The following is a 24,232-nucleotide window of genomic DNA, read 5'->3' on the forward strand; positions in this document are numbered from 1 at the left end:
TCTCAGAGAGCGTCCGTACGGTGCCAGACATGGGAACCAAGACAGTTGACGAGGCCGGCACGACCGAGGCCGCCGAAGTGAAGCGCGACGAGGAGGCGGTGGACGCCACCCAGACCGAGGCAACGACCGAGGCCACGACCGAGGAGGACCAGCCCGGGACCGACGAGGTGGCCGAGACGGCCGCCGACGAGGAGGCGGGCCCCACCGGCGTCGGCCAGGGCGCGGGGGCGGTCGTCTCCGCCGCGCTCGGCCTCGTCTCGCTGACCGGAAGCTGGATCGGCACGGTCGCCGCCGCCCGCCAGACGCTCGTGGGCCAGCTGCAGACCTCGTCCACGGCGAGCGTCGCCAAGCAGGTCAAGGCGGTCTACGGCGACGCGTGGCAGACCAGCGCCCTGTGGGGCGGCGTCTTCGCGCTGCTCGCCCTGGTCGTCGGCGTCGTCGTCCTCGCCCGTCCCGCCTTCGGCGTCCCCGGCAGGCCGCAGGCCGCGTGGATCAAGTCGGTCGCCTGGGGCGGTGTCGCCCTCGGCGTCATCGGCCTCCTCCTGGCCGTCCTCAAGTACACCGACGTCCTGCTCGGCCTGCCCTCCGCCGGCTGAATCGACGCAGGTCCCGAGGGGTCTCAGACCATCTGTAAGCACCTTACGGAGCGTCTGAGGCCCCTTCCGTTCGTCTAAGGCCCCAGGGGCCGCCGAAGATGCGGAACTCTCCCGATGTGGCCGACCCCCCTTGGAGACGAAGGTTGAGGCATCGCAGCAAGCGAAGCCGAATCCGCCTCTCCCAAGGGACACACCATGTACGAGTACGAGATCTCGCAGCTCCGTTCCGCCGAACTGATCCGTCGGGCCGACCAGGAGCGCCTGGCCCGCGAGGCCGCCAAGGGCCGCCGCGCCGCCCGCCGCGAAGCACGCCACGCCGCGGAGGACGAGTCCCATACCCCCCGCCTCCGCAGGCTCCGGTCGGCCCGCGCCGCATGAGCCCGGTAGGCCTCGAGGACGGCCCCGCGGGGGAGGGCCGCCCTCGAGGAAACGACCGCAGCACCCCGCGACCGCCCTCACCGCACCTGCCCGCGGTGGGGGCCGCGGTACGTCCGCTCCCCGTCGCTCCGGAGAAAACCGGTGCCGTCCCGTCGTACCCCCATGCGATGCTCGCCCTCGTGGAGACCAGGTCCGTAAGTCGGGTGTTCGTCGGCCGAGCCGAAGAGCTCGGGACGCTGAACGACGCGCTCGCCCGTGCCGCCGCGGGCGAACCGCAGGCGCTGCTGATCGGCGGGGAGGCCGGAGTCGGCAAGACACGGCTGGTCGAGGAGTTCGCCACCGCGGCCTGCCGCGAGGGCGCGGTCGTCGCACTCGGCGGCTGTGTGGAGATCGGTGCCGACGGCCTGCCGTTCGCCCCCTTCTCCACCGCCCTGCGCGCCCTGCGCCGCGAACTGCCCGGGGAACTCGCCGCCGCTGCCGCCGGACAGGAGGAGGAACTGGCCCGCCTGCTGCCCGAACTCGGCGAGGCCTCCGGCGGCCGGCACGACGAGGAGGGCATGGCCCGCCTCTTCGAACTCACCGCCCGCCTGCTGGAGCGCGTCGCGGCCGAGCGCACCGTCGTCGTCGCCCTGGAGGACCTGCACTGGGCCGACGCCTCCACCCGCCACCTGCTGGCCTACCTCTTCCGCACCCTGCGCACCGGCCGGCTGGTCGTCCTCGCCACCTACCGCGCCGACGACATCCACCGCCGCCACCCGCTGCGCCCCCTGCTCGCCGAACTCGACCGCCTGCGCACCGTCCGCCGCGTGGAACTCGCCCGCTTCAACCGGCAGGAGGTCGGCCGCCAGATCGCCGGCATCCTCGCCGCCGAACCGGACCCCGACCAGGTCGACGCCATCTTCGAACGCTCCGACGGCAACGCCTTCTTCGTCGAGGAACTCGCCGTCGCCGCCACCGAGGGCTGCTGCACCGGCCTCACCGACTCCCTGCGCGACCTGCTCCTGGTGCGCGTCGAGGGCCTGCCCGAGAGCGCCCAGCGGGTCGCCCGGATCGTCGCCGAGGGCGGCTCCACCGTCGAGTACCGCCTCCTGGCCGCCGTCGCCCGGCTCGCCGAGGACGACCTCATCGAGGCGCTGCGGGCCGCCGTGGGCGCCAACATCCTGCTCGCCACGCCCGCCGGAGACGGCTACCGCTTCCGCCACTCCCTGGTCCGCGAGGCCGTCAGCGACGACCTGCTGCCCGGCGAGCGCTCCCGCCTCAACCGCCGCTACGCCGAGGCCCTGGAGGCCGACCCCACCCTGGTCCCGGCCGACGAGCGTGTCATGCGTCTGGCCAGCTACTGGTACCACGCCCACGACGCCGCGAAGGCCCTGCCCGCCGTCCTCGACGCTGCCGTCGCGGCCCGCTGCCGGCACGCCTACAGCGAGCAACTGCGGCTCCTGGAACGGGCGATGGAGCTGTGGGACACCGCCCCCGAGGACGTACGGGCCGCCCTGCGCCTCGGCGACTACTGCGAGGTCTACGCCCCCTGCGGCTGCGATCCGGCCACCACCCCGCTGCACTTCCTCGACCTCATGGCCGAGGCCGCCGGCGCCGGCCGGCTGTGCGGGGAGCGGGAACGTGCCCTGAAGATCACCAAGCGTGCGCTGCATCTGCTGGAGGACGAGGACGATCCGCTGCGGGCCGCCTGGTTCTGGGTCCAGCGCTCCCGTCTCGTGCAGGCCCTGGCCCGCGGCGACGGCTGGCGGGAACTGGCCACCGCCCAGGACCTGGTCCGCGGTCTGCCGCCCTCCGAGGTCCACGCCGAGGTCCTCGCCAACGCCGCCGGCTGGGCGATGCTGCACGAACCCGGCCCCGACGCCCTCTCGGCCGCCGAACGCGCCGTGGAGTACGCGCGCATGGTCGGCGCCCGGGAGATTGAACTCAACGCCCGGCTCACCCTCGGCGGCCTCATGGTCGACGCCGGCTCGGTCGAGTCCGGCCTCGCCGAGATGTACGAGGTCAAGGACCGGGCCCTGGAGGAGGGCGTGGCCGTCGTCGCCGGCCGGGCCTACGTCAATCTGCCCTCCGCGCTCGACTCGGTCGGCCGCACCCGGGAGGCCGTGCCGCTCCTCAAGGAGGGCCTCGCCTTCACCAGGAGGTTCGGCCTGCTCGAATCGGAGGCATGGGTGTGGGCCAACCTCTCCGAGTCGACGTACTCCCTGGGCCTGTGGGACGAGGCCGCCGACGCCGCGGCGGGCGCCCTGCGGGTGGGGCACAGCGCGAAGCCCCAGGGCAGCGGCGCCATGTGCCTGGCACACCTCGCCCTGGGCCGCGGCGACCTCACCGAGGCGGCCCGCCAACTGGCCGCCGCGCGGGACTTCCTGGGCACCCACGACCCCATGCCCCAGCACACACTGCTCCTCTCCCGCATCGCCATCGGCGTCGCCGCGGGCGAGGGCCGCCTGCCGGACGCCCGCGCCGAGCTCGCCCGCGCCCTCGACGCCGGGATGCCGCCGGGCACCCAGCGCGACGGCTGGCCCCTGCTGCTCGCCGCCGCGACCGCCGAGGCCGACGCCCGCGCGCTGCCCGCCGCCGCCCAGGACCGGGCCGCCGTCCTGGACCGGATCCGCGACGCGGCCAAGAAGACCACCACCGACGCCCCCATCTGGCTCGCCCACGAGAAGTGGGTGCGGGCCGAGCTCTCCCGCGCCGAGGACGAGGACACCGCCGACACCTGGTCGGACGTGGTCACCGCCTTCGAGTGCCTGGACCGGCCCTACGACCTCGCCCGTGTCCGCCATCGCCTGGCCGGGGCCCTGCTGCGGGACGGCGGCGAGGACGAGCGCGACCGCGCCGCCGAACTGCTCCGCCTCGCCCACGCCGTCGCCGGCCACCTCGGCGCCCGCCCGCTCGCCGAGGCCGTCGCACTGCTCGCCCAGCGCGCTCGGCTCGCCCTGCACCGCGTCCCGGACCAGCGGCCCGCGGACCCGGTCGAGGCCCTCGGGCTCACCAGCCGCGAACGCGACGTCCTGCGCCTGGTCGCCGCCGGACGCACCAACCGCCAGATCGCCGAGCAGCTCTTCATCTCCCCGAAGACGGCCAGCGTCCATGTCTCGAACATCCTGGCCAAGCTCGGCGTCTCCGGAAGGGGAGAGGCCGCGGCGGTGGCGCATCGGGTGGGGCTGTCGCCGGCCGATCCGCTCACCGCCCGGACGGCGGGGTGAGACGTAGGCTGGAGACCACCGGGACAGGGAGGCGCCGTGTTCAACGCTTTCGAGGAACTGTTCGCGCCGGGCCGCAAGCACACCCGGGACGAACAGAACCGGCTGGAGCTGACCCGGGAGGACGTCGGTGACAACGATCCGGGGCGCGGTCCGATAGACCTGGCGTCCGGAAAGGTCGTGGTGCGCCCGCCCAAGCCTGGGCAGGACGAGGAAAGGCCCGAGGTGCCGGGGGAGGAGTGACCCAGGGGGGCTGAGGGTCACTAGGGGTCACTTCACCTGCAGCTCCAGAAGCCGGTCGTCTCCGCTCTTCGGGTCGCCCCTTCCGTCCGTGTTGCTCGTCGTCAGCCACAGCTTGTCGCCGCCCGCCGCCACCACCGTGCGCAGGCGGCCGTACTCGCCCTCCAGGAAGGGCTGGGGGTCGGCGGAGGCCTTCGTGCCGTCCAGAGGTATGCGCCACAGACGCTGGCCCCTCAGGCCCGCCATCCAGATGGAGCCCTGGGCGTAGGCGATACCGCTCGGGGAGGCCTCGTCGGTGTGCCACTGGGCTATCGGGTTGTGGAACCTCGCGTCGGAGGACTTGCCCTCGGCGTCCGGCCAGCCGTAGTTGTCACCGGGCTTGATCGCGTTCAGCTCGTCCCAGGTGTCCTGGCCGAACTCCGCGGCGAACAGGCGCTGTTCGGGGTCCCAGGCCAGCCCTTGCACGTTCCGGTGGCCGTACGTGTACACGGGGGAGTCCGGGAACGGGTTGCCGGGAGCCGGGTCGCCCTCGGGGGTCAGGCGGAGGATCTTGCCGCCCAGGGACTTCCTGTCCTGCGCCAGGCCGCGGTTGCCGCTCTCGCCTGTGCCCGCGTAGAGCATGCCGTCCGGGCCGAAGGCGATCCGTCCGCCGTTGTGGATGTAGCCCTTGGGGATGCCCTTGAAGATCGTGTCCGGGGCGCCCAGTTGCTCACCGGCCGGCTTCTGCGGGTCGTACAGCACCCGGACGACGCGGTTGTCCGAGGCCGAGGTGAAGTACGCGTAGATCATGTGGTCCGAGGCGTAGTCCGGGGAGAGGGCGATGCCGAGCAGGCCGCCCTCGCCGGCCGCGGAGACCCCGGAGACCTTGCCGAGGTCGGTCTTCTCTCCCGTCTTCTCGTCGACCCTGGTGATCGTGCCCTGGTCCCGGGAGGCGACGAGCAGGCCGCCGTCGCCGGGGAGCGGGGCCAGGCCCCAGGGGCTGTTCAGGCCGGTGGCGACCGTCCGCAGCACCTTCACCGAGCCCTTGGCGGGCGGCGCCTGATCGGCGGCCCGGCGGGACGGGGACGCGTTCGCCGACGTGCCCCCCGATGTCGTACCGTCTCCGCTCGCCGAGCCGCCGCCCCCGCCGGAGGAGCAGCCCGCTGTCAGCAGGAGCGCGGTGGTGGCCAGTAAGGCCGGTACAGCTCGTCGTAGCACGGTCTCGGTCCCTTCGCACGGCGGTCCCGTCGGCAGCTTCTGCAGCCCGGTCGGCAGGTTCTACCTGTGATACACCGCTCGCGCCTCACAGGTTCCCGATCACCCGGCCCCCAATCGACGACCGTGGATGAGCGGTACGACGGCTCCCGCCGGGCTCGGTTCTCGATCGCGTGAACGCTGGACCCGGCAACCGGCGACCAGGGGTGCGGCGGCATCCGTCGGGATGGGGTCCCGTACCGCCTGGCGCCGGATCGGCAACCGGCGATGAGGCGTGGACGGTTTCCGTTGGGCTCGGGCCTTCGATTGCCTGCCGCGCAACCGGCGAGGAGGGGGGCGGTGGCCTCTGCCGGGCGCGGGCGCTCGGCTGCCCGGAGCTCATCGGCGACCGCCTGCGAACGAGGTCACGGTTGCTCCCTCGCTCGGGTGCTCGGTCGCCCGGAGCTAATCGGCGACCGTCGGCGAGCGCGGTCGCGGCCGTGCCCCTGGTTCAGTCCCACGACCCCAGAGCGTCCGGCAGTTCCGCCACCTCGGTCAGGTCCTCCGGTGTGAGGCGGAGGTCGGCCGCCGCTGCGTTCTCCGCCGCCCATCGCTCCTGCTTGGTGCCCGGTACCGGGACCACGTGGCGGCCCTGGGCCAGTACCCAGGCCAGCGCGACCTGGGCCGCGGTCACGTTCTCGCCGTGCCGGGCCGCGACCCGGCGCAGACCTGCCACGATCGGCTGGTTGGCGGCCATCATCTCCGCGGTGAAGCGGGGATGCCGGGCGCGCACGTCGTCCGGTTCGAAGCCCTCGCCCGGGGTGAGGGTGCCGGTCAGGAAGCCGTTGCCGAGCGGCATCGCGGCCAGGAAGCCGACGCCGCGCGCCTCGCACCACGGCAGCAGCGACTCCAGCGCCTCCGGGGACCACACCGACAGCTCGGCCTCCACCGCGCTCACCGGGAACACCTGCTGGACCCGCCGCAGCTGCCGGATCGTCGCGTCGTGCATCCGGCCCCCCGACCGCCGCCCGCCCCGCGCCCCGACCGCGCACAGCCCGAGCGCCCTGACCTTCCCGGCCTGGACGAGCTCCGCCATCGCGCCCCACGTCTCCTCGACGGGGACCTCCGGGTCCGCGCGGTGCAACTGGTAGAGGTCGATCACATCCGTCTGCAGCCGCCGCAGCGACGCGTCACAGGCCCGCTTCACATAGCCGGGGCGGCCGTTGGCCACGATGTGCTGCTCACCCACCAGCAGCCCCACCTTCGTCGACACGAAGGCGTCCGCGCGCCGCTCCTTCAACACCCGCCCCACCAGCAGCTCGTTGGTGAACGGGCCGTACATGTCCGCCGTGTCCAGGAGCGTCGAGCCCGCGTCCAGCGCCCGGTGCACCGCCCTGAGCGACTCCTCGCCGCGCTGCCGCGAGCCGCTGTACGCCCAGCTCATCGGCATGCACCCCAGGCCGACGGCCCCCACGGCGAGGGCCCCCGCGCCCATCGTCCTGCGCTCCACCTGCTCGTGACCCTCCTTCTTACGGATCCCCCAACCTAACCTCTGCGCCTCCACCGGCCTGACATAGCCTCCTGACATGACTGCTGACGTGTGGCTTCCGCTCCCGCCGGACGAGATCGAAGGTCTCCCGGACGGGCCCGAGTACCGCTTCTGGAACGGCGAGAAGGACTTCCCCGCAGACCCCGCCGACTGCTCCTTCTACGTCGTCCCCTACATGAAGCCCGCCGAGGTCGTAGTCCGCCCGCTGCCGCAACTCGGCTCCGTCCAGGTGGTCCAGACGCTGTCCGCCGGCATCGACAGCCTGGAACCGGGCCTGAAGCACCTGCGCCCCGGCGTCCAGGTGTGCAACGCGCGCGGGGTGCACGAGGCGAGCACCGCCGAGCTGGCGCTCACGCTGATCCTCGCCTCCCTGCGCGGTGTCCCCGACTTCGTACGGGGTCAGGAACTGGGGGAGTGGCGCGCGGGTTTCCGGCCCGCGCTCGCCGACAAGAGCGTCCTCATCGTCGGATATGGCTCGATCGGATCCGCGATCGAGGACCGGCTCGTGCCCTTCGAGGTCGCGCGGGTGGTGCGCGTCGCGCGCTCCGCGCGCACCACGGAGCGCGGCCCCGTGCATCCGCTCACCGATCTGCCCCGGCTGCTGCCTGAGGCGGACGTCGTCGTCCTGATCACGCCCCTGACCGAGTCCACGCGCGGCCTGGCGGGCGCCGACTTCCTCGCCCGGATGAAGGACGGAGCGCTCCTCGTCAACGTCGCGCGTGGACCCGTCGTCGACACCAAGGCGCTCCTCGCCGAGCTTGAGAGCGGCCGCATCACCGCCGCCCTCGACGTCACCGACCCCGAGCCGCTGCCCCGCGAGCACCCGCTGTGGAAGGCGCCCGGCGTGCTCATCAGCCCCCATGTCGGGGGACCCAGCTCGGCGTTCCTGCCCCGCGCGAAGCGACTCATCGTCAACCAGCTGACACGTTTCGTGAACCGTGAACCCCTCGCCAACGTGATCCTTACGACGGGTTCGACCGGCGCGTAGCGCACGAGCGGGCGCTGTCGAGCGCGGGCGCGCAACCGGCGCATCATCCGCTTCCGGTACGCTCCGCAATCTTCCGGACGCGGTACGTGCTCGCATCGCCGCTGGTCGTCACGGAGCGTAGAGGAACTATGTCCCTGAGTGACGAGACTGGTGTATCGTCCCGAGCAGGGGCTGCGCCGCGCACCGTTCGGCGCCGGGGACGGACATTTCAGACTGTGAGGGGGGCGACGGGCGATGCACGGCCTATGGACGAGCGATCCGACGCGGCGGGGCCGCCGGCGGCGACCCTGGCGCACGGCCGCGCGCAGACGCGGTCACCACAGCAATCACGGCTGCCGGCACAACGACCATCACCGCAGGCACAGCAGCCGCAGGGGGCATGCGCACCCAGCGCACCGGGACCCGCGGGACGCGGGAGCGGCGCGGACCGGGAGGACCCGGTGACCTCGCCGCCGCCTCTCACGACCACCCTGGACGGAGCGGTGCGGGCGCAGCCCTCGCCGGGGCGGTCGCCCCGGCCGCCGATCACCGGTGTCGGCAACACCCTGGTCCGCCAACTCGTCCTGGCCCTGGTCTGCGCGGGATACGCCGTCGGTTCCGCGCTCGACTGGGGTTCGGGCGAACTCGCGCTGATCATGGGTGACTTCGGCCTGGCCGCGGCGGCCGCGACCGCCGCCGTGTCCTGCTTCCTGTACGCCCGCAACCGCCGTGTCCGCTTTCGGCCCGCCTGGCTGCTGTTCGCACTCTCCTCGACCATGACGGCCCTGGGCAACGCGGTCTGGGGGTGGTACGAGGTGGTCCTGGACCAGCAGGTGCCCAGCCCCAGCTACGCCGACCTGTTCTTCCTCTGCTTCGCGCCGCCCGCCATCGTCGGGCTGCTGGTGCTCGCCAAGCGGCCCGTGACGAAGGCCGGCTGGGTCTGCCTGGGACTGGACGCCTGGCTGATCGGCGGCTCGCTGCTGACCCTGTCCTGGAGTCTCGCGCTGGCCCAGGCGGCCAAGTTCGACGGGCCGAGCGTGGCGCAGACCGCGCTGTCGCTGGCGTACCCGCTGCTGGACATCGCCCTGGTCAGCATGGTGCTGGCGCTGCACTTCCGGCGCTCGGCGGTCAACCGCACGGCCGTCAACACCGCCATCGGCGCCCTCGCGCTGACGGTGATGTGCGACGCCCTGTTCACCTCACCGCTGCTGCGCGACCACTACCACTCGGGCCAGCTGCTCGACGCGGGCTGGTTCGCCGGCTCGCTGCTCCTCGCGTACGCGCCCTGGGCCACGCCCCGGCACACACGCCCGGAGGAGGACGACGGGCACACGCGCGTGGTGCACGAGCACCTGCCGGGCCGGCGCGGCGGCACCCACCCCCACCACGCGCCCGCGCAGGGGGACGACCACAGCCGGTACCCGGCCGCCCGGCCCATCGCCGGCTCCCTGGCCGCCCTCACGCCCTACCTCGCCGCCGCCGTCTGCACCCTGGGGATCCTCTACAACGTCCTCAACGGCCGCAGCGTCGACCGCGTCGTGCTCATCACCGGCGGCACGGTGGTGCTCGCCCTCGTGATGCGCCAGGGCATCATGCTCCTGGACAACATCACCCTCACCCAGGAACTCGCGCAGAAGGAGAACCACTTCCGCTCCCTGGTGCAGGGCTCCAGCGACGTCATCATGATCGCCGCGCCCAGCGGCGTGCTGAGGTACGTCTCCCCGGCCGCCGCCGGGGTCTACGGACGCCCCGCCGAGGAACTGGTGGGCAGCGAACTGGCCAGTCTCATCCACCCGGAGGACCTGGGCTGTGTGGTGCACGAGGTGCGCCGCTTCCTCGCCGCCAGCCCCCAGGAGGAACCCACCACCCGCATCGAGTGCCGCTTCCGCTCCGGTGACGGCGGCTGGCTCAACGTCGAGTCCACCGTCAACCGCCACCACGGCGGCCTCATCTTCAACAGCCGGGACGTGACCGAAAGGGTGCGGCTGCAGGCGCAGTTGCAGCACAACGCCGAGCACGACCCGCTCACCGACCTGCCCAACCGGGCCCTGTTCACCAAGCGGGTCCAGCAGGCCGTGTCCGGCCGCCGCGCCTCCGACCGGGGCGCCCACCTGCGCGGCACGGCCGTCCTCTTCATCGATCTCGACGGCTTCAAGGCCGTCAACGACACGATCGGGCACCAGGCCGGGGACGAACTGCTCGTCCAGGCCGCCCGCAGACTCCAGGACGCGGTCCGGCACGGCGACACCGCGTCCCGGCTCGGCGGCGACGAGTTCGCGGCCCTGATCGTCGGCGACGGTGCCCGGGACCGTACCGCGCGCGAACGTCACATCCTGGAGCTCGCCGACCGCCTCAGGATCACGCTCTCGCAGCCGTACCTCATCGACGGCAACGATGTCCGGGTGGCCGCCTCCATCGGCGTCGCCTTCGCCGAACCCGGCCTCGGGGCGGGCGAGTTGCTGCGCAACGCCGACCTCGCCATGTACCGCGCCAAGGCGGGCGGCAAGGGCCGCGTCGAGCTGTACGCGCCCCAGATGCAGCAGGACGTCGTACGCAAGGCGGAGCTGGCCACGCGCCTGCGGGCCGCGCTGCACGACGGCGAGTTCACGCTGCTGCACCAGCCCGTGGTCTGTCTGGAGGACGGCCGGATCACATCGGTCGAGGCGCAGGCGCGCTGGCGTTCCTCGCAGGGGGTGCTGTTCACCCCCGCCGAGTTCCTGCGGGTCGCCGAGGACAACGACCGGACGGCGGAGCTGGGCCGCTGGCTGCTGGAGGAGGCCGTCGAACAGGCCGCCGAGCGCACCGGGACGGGGCTCGCCGTGCCCGTCGCGGTCCGGGTCGGCGCCCGGCGCCTGCTGGACCGCTCGATGCCGGCCGGTTCGATCGAGGCCCTGCTGACCCGGCACGGGCTGCCGTCCGGATCCCTGGTGATCGAGCTGTCCGACATGGATCCGCGGGTCTCCCTGGACGAGTTGGAGCGCAGACTGGGTGCCCTGCGCCGGCACGGCGTACGGATCGCCCTGGACGGCTTCGGCAGCGGCTACGCGGCGATCACGGCACTGCGCAGACTCCCCGTCGACGTGCTGAAGCTCGACCGCGGTCTGGTCGAGGGCGTCGTCGAGTCCGCGCGGCTGCACAAGATCACCAGCGGGCTGCTCAGAATCGCCACCGACCTCGGGCTGCAGTCCGTGGCCGACGGCGTGGATCTGCCCGAACAGGTCGTCGCCCTGCGCGCGATGGGCTGCACCCATGGACAGGGCATGGCGTTCTCGGGCCCGTTGGACGAGTACCGGCTGCGCAGAGCGCTCGGATCCGGCCACTATCCGGTTCCGCACAGCCCCATTGAGCCCGCCTTCGCAGGAGGCGGGGGCGGGGTGTACACAGGAGGTGTGACCGCCGTTCTGGGAGGCGGAACCGCCCTGCGCTCACATAATGAGACTCCCGTCCCACCCACTTGACACGTGGTGCGCGTCGGGGGGAGGGTCAGTGCCATGCGCACCCGAATTCTCGTACTTGGAAAGCGCGTCGGCTGACGCTGAGCCCACCATCGCTCAGCGACCTCCACCCGGCGCGCTCCCCTCGCTTGCCTTACGGCACGAGGGGTTTTTTGTTGCACAGGCACTGTTCGTGCAGCAGCCGAACACCGTACAAACCTCGCAAAAACCCTCAGCATCGAGAAGAGACTGACGATGACCGAGCAGGCCACCGGGGCCCATCCGCAGCCGCGGCCCCGATCCGGAGGACAGCAGTCCGCCCCCGAACACGTCACGGGTGCGCAGTCCCTCATCCGCTCTCTCGAGGAGGTCGGGGCCGACACGGTATTCGGCATTCCCGGCGGTGCCATCCTTCCCGCGTACGACCCCCTGATGGACTCGACCCGGGTGCGCCACGTCCTGGTCCGGCACGAGCAGGGCGCCGGCCACGCGGCCACCGGCTACGCGCAGGCCACCGGCAGGGTCGGTGTCTGCATGGCCACCTCGGGCCCCGGCGCGACCAACCTCGTCACGCCCATCGCGGACGCCCACATGGACTCGGTGCCGCTCGTGGCGATCACCGGACAGGTGGCGTCCAAGGCGATCGGCACGGACGCCTTCCAGGAGGCGGACATCGTCGGCATCACCATGCCGATCACCAAGCACAACTTCCTGGTCACCAAGGCCGAGGACATCCCGCGCGTGATCGCGCAGGCCTTCCACATCGCCTCCACCGGCCGCCCAGGCCCGGTGCTGGTCGACATCGCCAAGGACGCCCTCCAGGCGAAGACCACCTTCTCCTGGCCGCCGGTGATGGACCTGCCCGGCTACCGCCCGGTGACCAAGCCGCACGCCAAGCAGATCCGCGAGGCCGCCAAGCTCATCACCTCAGCCAAGCGGCCCGTCCTCTACGTCGGCGGCGGTGTCATCAAGGCACACGCCACCGCCGAGCTCAAGGTTCTCGCCGAGCTCACCGGAGCGCCCGTCACCACCACCCTGATGGCGCTCGGCGCGTTCCCCGACAGCCACCCGCTGCACGTGGGAATGCCGGGCATGCACGGTGCGGTCACCGCCGTCACCGCGCTGCAGAAGGCCGACCTGATCGTCGCCCTCGGAGCCCGCTTCGACGACCGCGTCACCGGCAAGCTGGACAGCTTCGCCCCGTACGCCAAGATCGTCCACGCCGACATCGACCCGGCCGAGATCGGCAAGAACCGCGCCGCGGACGTGCCGATCGTCGGTGACGCGCGCGAGGTCATCGCCGACCTCATCCAGGCCGTCCAGAAGGAGCACAGCGAGGGTCACCAGGGCGACTACAGCGCCTGGTGGAAGGACCTGACCCGCTGGCGCGACACCTACCCGCTCGGCTACGACCTGCCCGACGACGGCTCGCTGTCCCCGCAGCAGGTCATCGAGCGGATCGGACAGCTCGCCCCCGAGGACACGATCTTCGCGGCGGGCGTCGGCCAGCACCAGATGTGGTCGGCGCACTTCATCCGGTACGACAAGCCCGCCACCTGGCTCAACTCCGGCGGCGCCGGGACGATGGGCTACGCGGTCCCGGCCGCCATGGGCGCCAAGGCCGGCGCGCCGGGGCAGACGGTCTGGGCGATCGACGGCGACGGCTGCTTCCAGATGACCAACCAGGAGCTCACCACCTGCGCCCTGAACAACATCCCGATCAAGGTCGCCATCATCAACAACGGCGCCCTCGGGATGGTCCGCCAGTGGCAGACCCTCTTCTACAACCAGCGCTACTCCAACACCGTGCTGCACTCCGGTCCGGACGACGTCAACCCGGACGCCCGCGGCACGCGCGTGCCGGACTTCGTGAAGCTGTCCGAGGCCATGGGCTGTGTGGGCCTGCGCTGCGAGTCCCCGGAGGACCTGGACAAGGTCATCGAGGAGGCGAACTCCATCAACGACCGCCCCGTCGTCGTGGACTTCATCGTCCACGAGGACGCGATGGTGTGGCCGATGGTCGCCGCCGGCACCTCCAACGACGAGATCATGGCCGCCCGGGACGTCCGCCCCGACTTCGGCGACAACGAAGACGACTGAGCGAGAGAGACGTAAAAAGACCATGTCCAAGCACACGCTCTCGGTCCTGGTGGAGAACACCCCGGGCATCCTGGCCCGGATCGCCGCCCTCTTCTCCCGCCGTGGCTTCAACATCGACTCGCTCGCGGTCGGTGTCACCGAGCACCCCGACATCTCCCGCATCACCATCGTGGTGGGCGTCGAGGACCTCCCGCTGGAGCAGGTGACCAAGCAGCTCAACAAGCTGGTCAACGTCCTGAAGATCGTCGAGCTGGAGCCCGGTTCCGCGGTTCAGCGCGAACTCGTTCTGGTGAAGGTGAAGGCCGACAACGAGACGCGCTCGCAGATCGTCGAGATCGTCCAGCTGTTCCGCGCCAAGACCGTCGACGTCTCCCCGGAGGCCGTCACGATCGAGGCCACCGGCAGCAGCGAGAAGCTCTCGGCCATGCTCAAGATGCTGGAGCCGTACGGCATCAAGGAGCTCGTCCAGTCCGGCACGATCGCGATCGGCCGCGGCGCCCGCTCGATCACGGACCGGTCGCTGCGCGCCCTCGACCGCAGCGCGTAAGGCCGTACGGGCGGTTTCGGCCGCCCGTATACCGAGACCCCGAAACTTCCCTTCCGCCCGCCGTCATACGGTGGGACGCAACACCTGCACTCAAGGAGAGAACCCAAAGTGGCCGAGCTGTTCTACGACGCCGACGCCGACCTGTCCATCATCCAGGGCCGCAAGGTCGCGGTCATCGGTTACGGCAGCCAGGGCCACGCCCACGCGCTGTCGCTGCGCGACTCGGGTGTCGACGTCCGAGTCGGTCTGCACGAGGGCTCCAAGTCCAAGGCCAAGGCCGAGGAGCAGGGCCTGCGCGTGGTGACGCCGTCGGAGGCCGCCGCCGAGGCCGACGTCATCATGATCCTGGTCCCGGACCCGATCCAGTCCCAGGTCTACGAGGAGCACATCGCCCCGAACCTCAACGACGGCGACGCCCTGTTCTTCGGCCACGGCTTCAACATCCGCTTCGGCTTCATCAAGCCCCCGGCCGGCGTCGACGTCTGCATGGTCGCCCCCAAGGGCCCGGGCCACCTGGTCCGCCGCCAGTACGAGGAGGGCCGCGGCGTTCCCTGCATCGCCGCCGTCGAGCAGGACGCGAGCGGCGACGCCTTCGCGCTGGCGCTGTCGTACGCCAAGGGCATCGGCGGCACCCGCGCCGGCGTCATCAAGACGACCTTCACCGAGGAGACCGAGACCGACCTCTTCGGTGAGCAGGCCGTTCTCTGCGGTGGTACGTCCGCGCTGGTGAAGGCCGGTTTCGAGACGCTGACCGAGGCCGGCTACCAGCCGGAGATCGCGTACTTCGAGTGCCTGCACGAGCTGAAGCTGATCGTCGACCTCATGTACGAGGGCGGCCTGGAGAAGATGCGCTGGTCGATCTCCGAGACCGCCGAGTGGGGCGACTACGTCACCGGTCCGCGGATCATCACGGACGCCACCAAGGCCGAGATGAAGAAGGTTCTCGCCGAGATCCAGGACGGTTCCTTCGCCCAGGCGTGGATGGACGAGTACCACGGCGGTCTGAAGAAGTACAACGAGTACAAGCAGCAGGACTCCGAGCACCTGCTGGAGACCACGGGCAAGCAGCTGCGCAAGCTGATGAGCTGGGTGAACGAGGAGGCGTGAGTCTCCGACGACGGGGCCGGAGCGCACTGCTCCGGCCCCGTTGTCCAATCCGTCGCATCACGGACGGGTGATCCTTCCGTGGAGGCGCAGGACGACCCCCCTCGCGCCACTACACTGCCGTACTACATACGCGTCAGGCCCACAGCGTCGTGCGTCTTCCACGCGGCTAGCCAACCTCCACCGCCTGCGGCCGTCGGGACGGCCGTCCGCATTGGACTTGTGAGGACTCACGTGAGCTCGAAACCCGTCGTACTCATCGCTGAAGAGCTGTCGCCCGCGACCGTGGACGCGCTTGGCCCGGACTTCGAGATCCGGCACTGCAACGGAGCGGACCGAGCCGAACTGCTCCCGGCCATCGCCGACGTCGACGCCATCCTGATCCGCTCGGCCACCAAGGTGGACGCCGAGGCCATCGCCGCCGCGCACAAGCTGAAGGTCGTCGCACGAGCCGGCGTCGGCCTGGACAACGTCGACGTCTCCGCCGCCACCAAGGCGGGCGTGATGGTCGTCAACGCCCCCACCTCGAACATCGTGACCGCCGCCGAGCTGGCCTGCGGTCTGCTCGTGGCCACCGCCCGCCACATCCCGCAGGCCAACGCCGCGCTGAAGAACGGCGAGTGGAAGCGCAGCAAGTACACGGGCGTGGAGCTCGCGGAGAAGACGCTGGGTGTCGTGGGTCTGGGCCGCATCGGTGCCCTCGTCGCGCAGCGCATGTCCGCCTTCGGGATGAAGGTCGTCGCCTACGACCCCTACATCCAGCCCGCCCGCGCCGCGCAGATGGGCGTGAAGGTGCTGTCGCTGGACGAGCTGCTCGAGGTCTCCGACTTCATCACCGTCCACCTCCCGAAGACCCCCGAGACCCTCGGCCTGATCGGCGACGAGGCGCTGCGCAAGGTCAAGCCGAGCGTGCGGATCGTGAACGCCGCGCGCGGTGGGATCGTCGACGAGGAGGCGCTGTACTCGGCGCTGAAGGAGGGCCGGGTCGCCGGCGCCGGCCTCGACGTGTACGCCAAGGAGCCCTGCACCGACTCCCCGCTCTTCGAGTTCGACCAGGTCGTGTGCACCCCGCACCTCGGGGCGTCGACGGACGAGGCCCAGGAGAAGGCCGGTATCGCGGTCGCCCGCTCGGTGCGCCTCGCCCTCGCCGGTGAGCTCGTGCCCGACGCGGTGAACGTCCAGGGCGGTGTCATCGCCGAGGACGTCAAGCCGGGTCTGCCGCTGGCGGAGCGCCTCGGCCGCATCTTCACCGCGCTCGCGGGCGAGGTCGCGGTCCGCCTCGACGTCGAGGTGTACGGCGAGATCACCCAGCACGACGTGAAGGTGCTGGAGCTGTCCGCCCTCAAGGGTGTCTTCGAGGACGTCGTCGACGAGACCGTCTCGTACGTCAACGCGCCGCTGTTCGCCCAGGAGCGTGGCGTCGAGGTCCGGCTGACGACCAGCTCCGAGGCGACCGACCACCGCAACGTCGTCACCGTCCGCGGCACGCTCGGCAGCGGCGAGGAGGTGTCGGTCTCCGGCACGCTGGCCGGCCCGAAGCACCTGCAGAAGATCGTCGCCGTCGGCGAGTACGACGTGGACCTGGCCCTCGCCGACCACATGGTGGTGCTGCGGTACGAGGACCGTCCCGGTGTCGTCGGCACGGTCGGCCGCATCTTCGGCGAGGCGGGCATCAACATCGCCGGCATGCAGGTCTCCCGCTCGGTCGCCGGCGGCGAGGCGCTGGCCGTGCTGACCGTGGACGACACGGTCCCGGCCGGGGTGCTGTCCGAGGTGGAAGCGGAGATCGGGGCGACGTTCGCCCGCTCCGTGAACCTGGTCTGACGCAGACAACGAGAAGGGGGTCCAGCCGGCGTCGGTCGGCTGGACCCCCTTCGCGTTCCTCACTTGTCGTCGACCCGAATCCCCCGCAGCGCCCTCGCCGCCAGTGCCGCCGCCCCCGCCAGCAGCACCGCTCCCGCGATGGCCGCGCCCTGCATGCCGTTGGTGAACGCCTCCCGCGCCGCCGTCGCCAGTCCCGGCGCCCGGTCGGCGACCGCCAGCGCCCCGCCCAGCGTCTCGCGGGCCGCGTCCGGGGTCGAGGCCGGGATGTCGTGCCGGTAGATCGCCGTACCGATGGATCCCAGCACCGCCATGCCCAGCGCGCCGCCGAACTCCCCGCCGGTCTCCATCAGGGAGGACGCCGAGCCGGCCCGTTCCACCGGGGCGCTGCTCAGCGCCAGGTCCGTGATCTGGGAGATGACCATGACGATCCCGGAGGCGAGGACGCCGCACGCGGCCAGGACCAGCCAGAGGGAGTCGGTGCCCGCGAGGGCCAGCATCCCGTAGCCGCAGGCGCCGATCGCGAAGCCGGCGGTGACGACATGGGCACGGCTGACGCCTCGCTGGACCAGGGCGGTCGCCATCGGGGCCGTCATGCCGATCGGGACCGAGGGGAGGAGCGCCCACAGGGCCGCCTCCATCGCGCTCTTGTCGAGCACCGACTGCAGGTACTGCGTGGTGAAGTACGCCGAGCCCATCATGGCGAACGAGCCGATGAGGTTGAGGACGACGGAGGGGGCGAAGCCGTGGCCCCGGAAGAGGGCCGGGTCGATCATCGGTGAGGCCGCGGTGCGCTGGCGGTGGACGAATGCCGCGGCGAAGAGCAGGCCCACGGTGACCGAGACGACGTACTGCGCGTGCCAGCCCTCGGAGGGGATCTCCTTCAGTCCGTAGATGACGGGGAGCACGGCGGCCATCGACAGCGGGACACTCAGCCAGTCGAAGCGGCCGGGGGCGGGGTCGCGCGACTCGGGCAGCAGGAACGGGCCCAGCACCAGCAGCAGCGCCATGGCCGGCAGGTTGACCAGGAAGACCGAGCCCCACCAGAAGTACTGGACCAGGACACCGCTCATCACCGAGCCGAGCGCGATGCCGGCCGTCATCACGCCGGACCACATGCCGATCGCCTTCGCGCGCTGGCCGGCGTCGGTGAACATCGTGCGGATCAGCGCCATCGTCGACGGCATCAGGGTCGCGCCGCCGACGCCGAGGACCGCGCGGGCCGCGATGAGGGTCTCGGCACTGTCGGCGTAGGCGGCGACGACGGAGGCGGTGCCGAAGGCCGCCGCGCCGATCAGGAGCAGCTTGCGGCGGCCTATGCGGTCGCCGAGCGAGCCCATCGTCATCAGCAGGCCGGCCAGTACGAAGGCGTAGATGTCGAAGATCCACAGTTGCTGCGTGCCGCTCGGCTCCAGGTCGGCGCTGATCGCGGGGATGGCGAAGTACAGGACCGAGACGTCCATCGAGACCAGCAGCAGCGGGAGCATCAGCACGCCCAGTGCGGTCCATTCGCGGCGGCCGGCGAGGGTGCCGGCCGGGGTTGTGGTGGTGCCCGTCGGGTTCGTCATGGCAGTGACTGTACGCACGTCTTAAACGCTTGTCTAGAACGCTCGTATAAATCACCCGTGTAATTCACTTGTGTAAGTCATCTGTGTAAGTCGTCCGTATAGGACGACCGTATGGATCGGCGGTAGGGTGGCGGGCATGGGACACCGTGAGGATCTGCTCGAGGGCGCCAAGCGCTGCCTGCTGGAGAAGGGGTTCCTGCGCACAACCGCGCGGGACATCGTCAAGGAGTCGGGGACCAACCTCGCCTCGATCGGCTACCACTACGGGTCGAAGGACGCGCTGCTCGCCCAGGCGTACATCGCGCTGGTGGATGAGATGTCCTTCGAGGGGGACGCCGGCATCACGGCCGCGCCCGGTTCCCTGGAGCGGTTCCGGGAGGTCTGGTCGAACATCGTCGACTCCCTGCGGCAACCCGGCTCGATGTGGCCGCTCAGCATGGAGGTCATGACCATGGGCGACCGGCTGCCCGAGGTCCGCGACCAGTTGTCGCGCGCGCAGCGGGAGGGCGGTCGGGGGCTGGTCTCGCTGATGCAGGGCGTGCCGGAGGAGGAGGTCTCGGACGAGACCGCCGACACCCTCGGCCGCTTCTACATGACCCTGATGTCGGGGCTCATCTCGCAGTGGACCTTCGACCCGAAGACCGCACCCGAGGCGGACGTGATCACCGAAGGCCTGCGTCAGGTGATCGAGGGCGTCAGCCGGACCTGACCGGCCGCAGGCCCCGCAGCCCCGGGACGAGCGCCCCCAGCACCAGTACGGCCGTCACCGTGACCGAACGGTCGCGGGCCGGTGGCACACCGCGGACGCACCGCACGTCAGGTGGGGCACCGTTCCGCCGGCCGGCCTACAGGCGCGCCCCCTTCAGCGCCATGTGCAGCAGCAGGCGGTCCTCGCCGTCGTCCAGGTCGAGGCCCGTCAGCTGTTCGACGCGGGAGAGGCGGTAGTAGAGGGTCTGGCGGTGGATGCCGAGTTCGGCGGCCGTGCGGCCCGCCTGGCCGGCGCAGTCGAGGTAGACCTCGGCGGTGCGGGCGAGTTCGTGGTGGGCGGGGGAGAGCAGGGCGTCCACGGCCGGGTCGTGGGCCGAGTCCGGCGGCAGGGACGTCAGCAGGCGGTACGGGCCGATGTGCGCCCACTCGGCGACCGGGCCCAGCCGCGGCTCCGCGAGCGCGGCCCGCGCCGCCGCGGAGGCCTCCTGCCAGGCCGCCCCCAACTCCGCGAGCCCCGCCCGGGCAACGGCGACCCCGGCCGCGGCACCGCCGGCTCTACCGCCGCCTCCGGCTGCCGTGCCTGCCGACCGCGCACCGCCGGCTTTGGCGCCGCCTCCGGCCGCAGCACCTGCCGACTTGCCGCCGCTCCCCGCTGCCGCGCCGGCCGCCTTGTCGCCGCTCCCCGCTGCCGCGCCCGCCGGTCCCGCTCCGGCCGCATCTCCGCCGGCCCGCTGTCCGGCTGCCGTACGTCCCGGCCCGCCTCCGGCCGTACCACTGGGCCCGCGCTCGGTGGTCCTGGCGCCGCCCGATTGCCGTGCCGTCCTGTCACCGGCGCCCATCGCGGGCGCCGCACCTCCCGGCCTTCCGCCTCCTCCACCGACCGCGCCGCCCCCGTCCATCAGCCGTGCCCGCTCCAGCAGCCGTGTCGCGGCCGACGTCGCCGGGGTCAGTACGTTCGGCGAGCGCAGTCTGACGAGGAGGGCCAGGGACTGGGACGCCACTCCCCACGGCACCGTGCACAGGGCCGTCGCCCCCGGCACCGTGCGTACCGACGGTGCGTCGTCCGGGTCGGCGGACGGCCAGGGGGCAATGCAGACCACCGTGTGGTGGCCGTCGGCGCGCGCACCCAGCGCGGTGCGCAGTTCCGCCACGGCCATGTCCCGCTGCCAGTCGCGCTCGGCGACCAGCACCGCCCGCAGCTCCCGGCTCAGATCCGCCCCGTGCTGCGCCTCGTCCGCGAGCAGCGCGCCGATGCGGACGGTCACGTCCATGGCGGCCGCCAGCTGTCCCTCGGTGGGGCCCGGTTCGGAGTCCAGCAGCCAGACATAGCCGAGGACCACCCCGCGATGGCGTACGGGGAGGCAGATCCGGCCCCGGTAGACCCCCGCCTCCGGCGTTGGCGGGATGCGGACCGGGCCCGTCGCCCGGGTGATGCCGAAGCCCTCGAACCAGGTGCGGACGGCGGCCGTGGAGCGCCGGGTGAGGATCGAGCGGGTGCGCACGGGGTCCAGCGCCGACGCGTCCAGCTCGCCCTCGCTGTCGTACGCGCCGAAGGCGATCAGCTCGAAGTCGCGGTTCTCCAGCGTCGCCGGCGCGCCCAGCAGCTCCGAGATCTCGTCGACCAGCTCCTGGTAGTCACCGCTCAGATAATCCGCCGTCACAGGGGCATTCTCCCGCACACGGGGCCCGCCTTCATACATCTGTCTGAGATCTGGGGCACGGATGCGTGACAGCTGTCGATGGCCCACGATCGGGGGGAACCTTAGGTTCACGGTGGTTCTATCCGCTGGTTCGTGGAGGTGCCCCGTGCTGGGTCCCGTGATTCTTGCCGCGTCGCGCAGCGACCGGATGCGACGTCTGATCTCGGCGGCCCCGGTGACCAAGCAGGTCGTCGAGCGCTTCATCCCGGGCGAGACGGTCGACGAGATCGTGCCGATCGTCCGTGATCTCACGTCCAGGGGCCTGGAGCTGACCATGGACGTCGTCGGCGAGGACATCACCCGGCCCGAGCAGGCCGCCGCCGCACGGGACGCCTATCTGACGCTCGTCGACCGGCTGAAGGAGCTGGAGCTCGGCACCCGCGCCGAGATGTCCGTGAAGCTGTCGATGTTCGGGCAGGCCCTGGAGAACGGCCACGAGCTGGCCCTGGCCAACATCCGGCCCGTCGTCGAGGCCGCCGCCGCGATCGGGACGACCGTCACGCTCGACGCCGAGGACCACACCACCCTCGACTCGATGTTCGCCATCCACGAGGAACTGCGGAGGGACTTCCCGCAGACCGGCTGCGTGATCCAGGCCTACCTCTTCCGCACCGAGGCCGACGCCCGCCGTCTCGCCGCGGCCGGCAGCCGCGTGCGGCTGGTGAAGGGGGCGTACAAGGAGCCCGCCGAGGTCGCGTACCAGCAGAAGCACGAGATCGACAAGGCGTACGTGCGGATCCTGAAGATCCTCATGGAGGGCGAGGGGTACCCGATGATCGGCTCCCACGACCCGCGCCTGATCGCCATCGCCCAGGAACTCGCCCACCGCGCCGGCCGCAAGCGGGACGAGTACGAGTTCCAGATGCTGTACGGCATCCGCGGCGACGAGCACCTGCGCCTCGCCGCCGAGGGCCACCGCATGCGCGTCTACACCGCCTACGGCACCGACTGGTACGGCTACTTCATGCGTCGCCTCGCGGAGAAGCCCGCGAACCTGCGGTTCTTCGTCCGCAGCATGGTCAGCACGGGCTGAGCCCCGCCCCGCTCGCAACACCCGCTCAACATCAAGGAGTTACGGATCCCATGGACGCTGTGACCCAGGTCCCCGCCCCCGTCAACGAGCCGGTGCACGGCTACGCCCCCGGTACGCCCGAGCGGGCCCGGCTGGAGGCCAGGCTCAAGGAGCTGGCCGAGAACCCGATCGAGCTGCCCATGACCATCGGCGGCGAGAAGCGGCTCGGCGGCGGTGAGCGCTTCGAGGTCGTGCAGCCGCACAACCACAAGGCCGTCATCGGCACCGGCGCGCACGCCACCCAGCAGGACGCGCGGGACGCCATCGACGCCGCCCTCGCCGCCGCCCCGGCCTGGCGCGCGATGTCCTTCGACGACCGCGCCGCGATCATCCTGAGGGCCGCCGAACTCCTCGCCGGTCCCTGGCGCGAGACCATCGCCGCGTCCACCATGCTCGGCCAGTCCAAGACCGCCCAGCAGGCCGAGATCGACGCCCCTTGCGAGCTGGTCGACTTCTGGCGCTTCAACGTCCACTACGCCCGGCAGATCCTCGCCGAGCAGCCCCCGGCCAACTCCCCGGGCGTCTGGAACCGGCTGGACCACCGTCCGCTGGAAGGCTTCGTCTACGCGATCACGCCCTTCAACTTCAGCGCGATCGCGGGCAACCTGCCCACCGCCCCGGCCCTGATGGGCAACGTCGTCGTCTGGAAGCCGTCCCCGACCCAGACCCACGCCGCCGTGCTGCTCATGCGGCTGCTGGAGGAGGCGGGCCTGCCGAAGGGTGTCATCAACCTCGTCACCGGCGACGGCATCGAGGTCTCCAAGGTCGCCCTCGAGCACCGCGACCTGGCCGGTATCCACTTCACCGGGTCCACGAAGACCTTCCAGTACCTGTGGAAGACGGTCGGCAACAACATCGAGAAGTACCGCTCGTACCCGCGTCTGGTCGGCGAGACCGGCGGCAAGGACTTCCTGGTCGCCCACCCGAGCGCGGACCGCGCGGTCCTCAAGACCGCCCTCACCCGCGGTGCCTTCGAGTACCAGGGCCAGAAGTGCAGCGCGACCTCCCGCGCCTACATCCCGGCCTCCATCTGGAACTCCGGGTTCAAGGAGGAGTTCGCCGCCGAGGTCGACGGGCTGACCATGGGTGACGTCACCGACCTGTCCCACTTCATCGGCGCCGTCATCGACGAGCGCGCGTTCGAGAAGAACAAGGCGGCCATCGACCGCGCGAAGTCCGACCCGGCGTGCACGATCGTCGCGGGCGGCACCTACGACGACTCGGTCGGCTGGTTCGTCCGGCCGACGGTCGTCGAGTGCGACGACCCGGAGAACGAGGTGTTCCGCACCGAGTACTTCGGCCCGTTCCTCGCCGTGCACGTCTACGAGGACGACCGGTACGAGGAGATGCTGACCCAGATGGAGTCGGTCTCCGACTACGCGCTGACCGGCTCGGTCATCTCCAACGACCGTGCGGCGGCGGCGTACACGATGGACAAGCTCCGCTACGCGGCCGGCAACTTCTACATCAACGACAAGTCGACCGGCGCCGTCGTCGGCCAGCAGCCCTTCGGCGGCGGCCGCGCCTCCGGCACCAACGACAAGGCCGGTGCCCCGCAGAACCTGCTGCGCTGGACCCTGACCCGCGCCATCAAGGAGACGCTGGTGCCGCCGACCGACTACACCTACCCGCACATGGGCTGAGCCCCGCGGAAGCCGAACGGGCCGGGTCTGTCATGGATCCGGCCCGTTCGGCACACTGGCGGCCATGGAGACCGTGATCACGGACGACGGTGCACGGCTGTGGGCGGCGAGGTCGGGTCCGGGCGCCGGCCCCTGGACCACCGACCGCTTCACGGCCGATCTGGACGCCGTGCGACGGCCGGGCACCGGCATCGTCCCCACGACCAACTGGCACGACGACTACGAACGGGGCCTCCTCGCCCGGCTCGGCGAGCACCCCGAACGGCTCGCCCGCTGGCGGGAGTCGCCCCGCGAGAACCTGGCACGGGCGGTACTCCAGTGGTCCGTCGAGTTCCAGGACTCCTGCCGCGCTCGGCGGTGGACTTGGTGGAGCGTGCCCTGCCCCGGGGGTGCCGGGTGATCCTCCGGTATGCCGGGCACCTGCCGTGG

General features: G+C 71.5%; 18 protein-coding genes. 14 read left to right on the forward strand and 4 right to left on the reverse strand.

What is annotated here, in order from left to right:
• The first annotated feature begins 29 nt into the window (after window positions 1-29).
• The 4 genes from ACWCQ1_RS09440 to ACWCQ1_RS09455 all read left to right on the forward strand — a co-directional run bounded on the left by ACWCQ1_RS09440 (window position 30) and on the right by ACWCQ1_RS09455 (window position 4,420).
• A complete protein-coding gene (locus ACWCQ1_RS09440; protein ID WP_451026186.1) occupies window positions 30-596 on the forward strand; it encodes a hypothetical protein in 567 nt (188 codons plus the stop codon).
• A 195-nt stretch (window positions 597-791) separates the two neighbouring features.
• On the forward strand, window positions 792-974 hold the full coding sequence (locus tag ACWCQ1_RS09445; RefSeq protein ID WP_133046702.1) for a hypothetical protein: 183 nt from the start codon (window positions 792-794) through the stop codon (window positions 972-974).
• Window positions 975-1,141: 167 nt separating this feature from the next.
• On the forward strand, window positions 1,142-4,180 hold the full coding sequence (locus ACWCQ1_RS09450) for a helix-turn-helix transcriptional regulator (protein WP_133046703.1): 3,039 nt from the start codon (window positions 1,142-1,144) through the stop codon (window positions 4,178-4,180).
• A gap of 36 nt (window positions 4,181-4,216) precedes the next feature.
• Window positions 4,217-4,420: a DUF6191 domain-containing protein gene (locus ACWCQ1_RS09455; protein WP_451026187.1), complete on the forward strand. Its 204-nt coding sequence runs from the start codon at window positions 4,217-4,219 to the stop codon at window positions 4,418-4,420.
• Between the two features lie 27 nt (window positions 4,421-4,447).
• Here ACWCQ1_RS09455 and ACWCQ1_RS09460 read toward each other — a convergent pair whose 3' ends face one another.
• Together ACWCQ1_RS09460 and ACWCQ1_RS09465 are read right to left on the reverse strand one after the other, a co-directional pair.
• On the reverse strand, window positions 4,448-5,614 hold the full coding sequence (locus ACWCQ1_RS09460) for a PQQ-dependent sugar dehydrogenase (RefSeq protein WP_451026188.1): 1,167 nt from the start codon (window positions 5,612-5,614) through the stop codon (window positions 4,448-4,450).
• A 487-nt stretch (window positions 5,615-6,101) separates the two neighbouring features.
• On the reverse strand, window positions 6,102-7,100 hold the full coding sequence (locus tag ACWCQ1_RS09465) for an aldo/keto reductase (RefSeq protein ID WP_451026189.1): 999 nt from the start codon (window positions 7,098-7,100) through the stop codon (window positions 6,102-6,104).
• A 76-nt stretch (window positions 7,101-7,176) separates the two neighbouring features.
• Between ACWCQ1_RS09465 and ACWCQ1_RS09470 the strand changes: the two genes are divergently transcribed.
• From ACWCQ1_RS09470 to serA, 6 genes are all read left to right on the forward strand, one after another.
• Window positions 7,177-8,127: a 2-hydroxyacid dehydrogenase gene (locus ACWCQ1_RS09470; protein ID WP_133046707.1), complete on the forward strand. Its 951-nt coding sequence runs from the start codon at window positions 7,177-7,179 to the stop codon at window positions 8,125-8,127.
• 440 nt (window positions 8,128-8,567) lie between these two features.
• Window positions 8,568-11,564: a putative bifunctional diguanylate cyclase/phosphodiesterase gene (locus ACWCQ1_RS09475; RefSeq protein WP_358595522.1), complete on the forward strand. Its 2,997-nt coding sequence runs from the start codon at window positions 8,568-8,570 to the stop codon at window positions 11,562-11,564.
• A 231-nt stretch (window positions 11,565-11,795) separates the two neighbouring features.
• Complete coding sequence (locus tag ACWCQ1_RS09480; protein WP_358595524.1) at window positions 11,796-13,640, forward strand: acetolactate synthase large subunit; 1,845 nt, start codon at window positions 11,796-11,798, stop codon at window positions 13,638-13,640.
• 22 nt (window positions 13,641-13,662) lie between these two features.
• Window positions 13,663-14,187, forward strand: coding sequence for an acetolactate synthase small subunit (gene ilvN, locus ACWCQ1_RS09485; protein WP_133046710.1), 525 nt, complete (start codon window positions 13,663-13,665; stop codon window positions 14,185-14,187).
• A gap of 108 nt (window positions 14,188-14,295) precedes the next feature.
• A complete protein-coding gene (ilvC, locus tag ACWCQ1_RS09490; protein ID WP_133046711.1) occupies window positions 14,296-15,294 on the forward strand; it encodes a ketol-acid reductoisomerase in 999 nt (332 codons plus the stop codon).
• Between the two features lie 231 nt (window positions 15,295-15,525).
• Entirely contained in the window at window positions 15,526-17,115 is a 1,590-nt protein-coding gene (serA, locus tag ACWCQ1_RS09495; protein ID WP_133046712.1) for a phosphoglycerate dehydrogenase, read from the forward strand.
• A gap of 59 nt (window positions 17,116-17,174) precedes the next feature.
• Here serA and ACWCQ1_RS09500 read toward each other — a convergent pair whose 3' ends face one another.
• Window positions 17,175-18,680: an MFS transporter gene (locus ACWCQ1_RS09500; protein ID WP_451026190.1), complete on the reverse strand. Its 1,506-nt coding sequence runs from the start codon at window positions 18,678-18,680 to the stop codon at window positions 17,175-17,177.
• Between the two features lie 136 nt (window positions 18,681-18,816).
• On the opposite strand from ACWCQ1_RS09500, the gene ACWCQ1_RS09505 reads away from it, so the two are divergent.
• The gene (locus ACWCQ1_RS09505; RefSeq protein WP_133046714.1) at window positions 18,817-19,389 is read left to right on the forward strand and encodes a TetR/AcrR family transcriptional regulator; all 573 of its coding nucleotides are present in this window, start codon (window positions 18,817-18,819) and stop codon (window positions 19,387-19,389) included.
• 136 nt (window positions 19,390-19,525) lie between these two features.
• On the opposite strand, the gene ACWCQ1_RS09510 is transcribed toward ACWCQ1_RS09505, so the two are convergent.
• The gene (locus ACWCQ1_RS09510; protein ID WP_451026191.1) at window positions 19,526-21,088 is read right to left on the reverse strand and encodes a PucR family transcriptional regulator; all 1,563 of its coding nucleotides are present in this window, start codon (window positions 21,086-21,088) and stop codon (window positions 19,526-19,528) included.
• A 106-nt stretch (window positions 21,089-21,194) separates the two neighbouring features.
• On the opposite strand from ACWCQ1_RS09510, the gene ACWCQ1_RS09515 reads away from it, so the two are divergent.
• From ACWCQ1_RS09515 to ACWCQ1_RS09525, 3 genes are all read left to right on the forward strand, one after another.
• The gene (locus ACWCQ1_RS09515; RefSeq protein WP_358595535.1) at window positions 21,195-22,121 is read left to right on the forward strand and encodes a proline dehydrogenase family protein; all 927 of its coding nucleotides are present in this window, start codon (window positions 21,195-21,197) and stop codon (window positions 22,119-22,121) included.
• 50 nt (window positions 22,122-22,171) lie between these two features.
• Window positions 22,172-23,803, forward strand: coding sequence for an L-glutamate gamma-semialdehyde dehydrogenase (gene pruA, locus ACWCQ1_RS09520; RefSeq protein WP_358595538.1), 1,632 nt, complete (start codon window positions 22,172-22,174; stop codon window positions 23,801-23,803).
• 64 nt (window positions 23,804-23,867) lie between these two features.
• Window positions 23,868-24,203 carry a hypothetical protein gene (locus ACWCQ1_RS09525; RefSeq protein WP_451026192.1) on the forward strand — a complete coding sequence of 112 codons (336 nt, stop codon included), beginning with the start codon at window positions 23,868-23,870 and terminating at the stop codon, window positions 24,201-24,203.
• Window positions 24,204-24,232 lie beyond the last annotated feature (29 nt).

This window comes from Streptomyces sp. NPDC002144, assembly GCF_053593695.1.

What these genes read in the sequence shown, in the direction of transcription:
- ACWCQ1_RS09470 (WP_133046707.1), top strand. Translation starts at nt 7,177, where the DNA reads ATGACTGCTGACGTGTGGCTTCCGCTCCCGCCGGACGAGATCGAAGGT.
- ACWCQ1_RS09480 (WP_358595524.1), top strand. Translation starts at nt 11,796, where the DNA reads ATGACCGAGCAGGCCACCGGGGCCCATCCGCAGCCGCGGCCCCGATCC.
- ilvN (WP_133046710.1), top strand. Translation starts at nt 13,663, where the DNA reads ATGTCCAAGCACACGCTCTCGGTCCTGGTGGAGAACACCCCGGGCATC.
- ACWCQ1_RS09525 (WP_451026192.1), top strand. Translation starts at nt 23,868, where the DNA reads ATGGAGACCGTGATCACGGACGACGGTGCACGGCTGTGGGCGGCGAGG.
- ACWCQ1_RS09500 (WP_451026190.1), bottom strand. Translation starts at nt 18,680, where the DNA reads ATGACGAACCCGACGGGCACCACCACAACCCCGGCCGGCACCCTCGCC.
- ACWCQ1_RS09510 (WP_451026191.1), bottom strand. Translation starts at nt 21,088, where the DNA reads ATGTATGAAGGCGGGCCCCGTGTGCGGGAGAATGCCCCTGTGACGGCG.
- ACWCQ1_RS09450 (WP_133046703.1), top strand. Translation starts at nt 1,142, where the DNA reads ATGCTCGCCCTCGTGGAGACCAGGTCCGTAAGTCGGGTGTTCGTCGGC.
- pruA (WP_358595538.1), top strand. Translation starts at nt 22,172, where the DNA reads ATGGACGCTGTGACCCAGGTCCCCGCCCCCGTCAACGAGCCGGTGCAC.
- ACWCQ1_RS09440 (WP_451026186.1), top strand. Translation starts at nt 30, where the DNA reads ATGGGAACCAAGACAGTTGACGAGGCCGGCACGACCGAGGCCGCCGAA.
- ACWCQ1_RS09445 (WP_133046702.1), top strand. Translation starts at nt 792, where the DNA reads ATGTACGAGTACGAGATCTCGCAGCTCCGTTCCGCCGAACTGATCCGT.
- ACWCQ1_RS09505 (WP_133046714.1), top strand. Translation starts at nt 18,817, where the DNA reads ATGGGACACCGTGAGGATCTGCTCGAGGGCGCCAAGCGCTGCCTGCTG.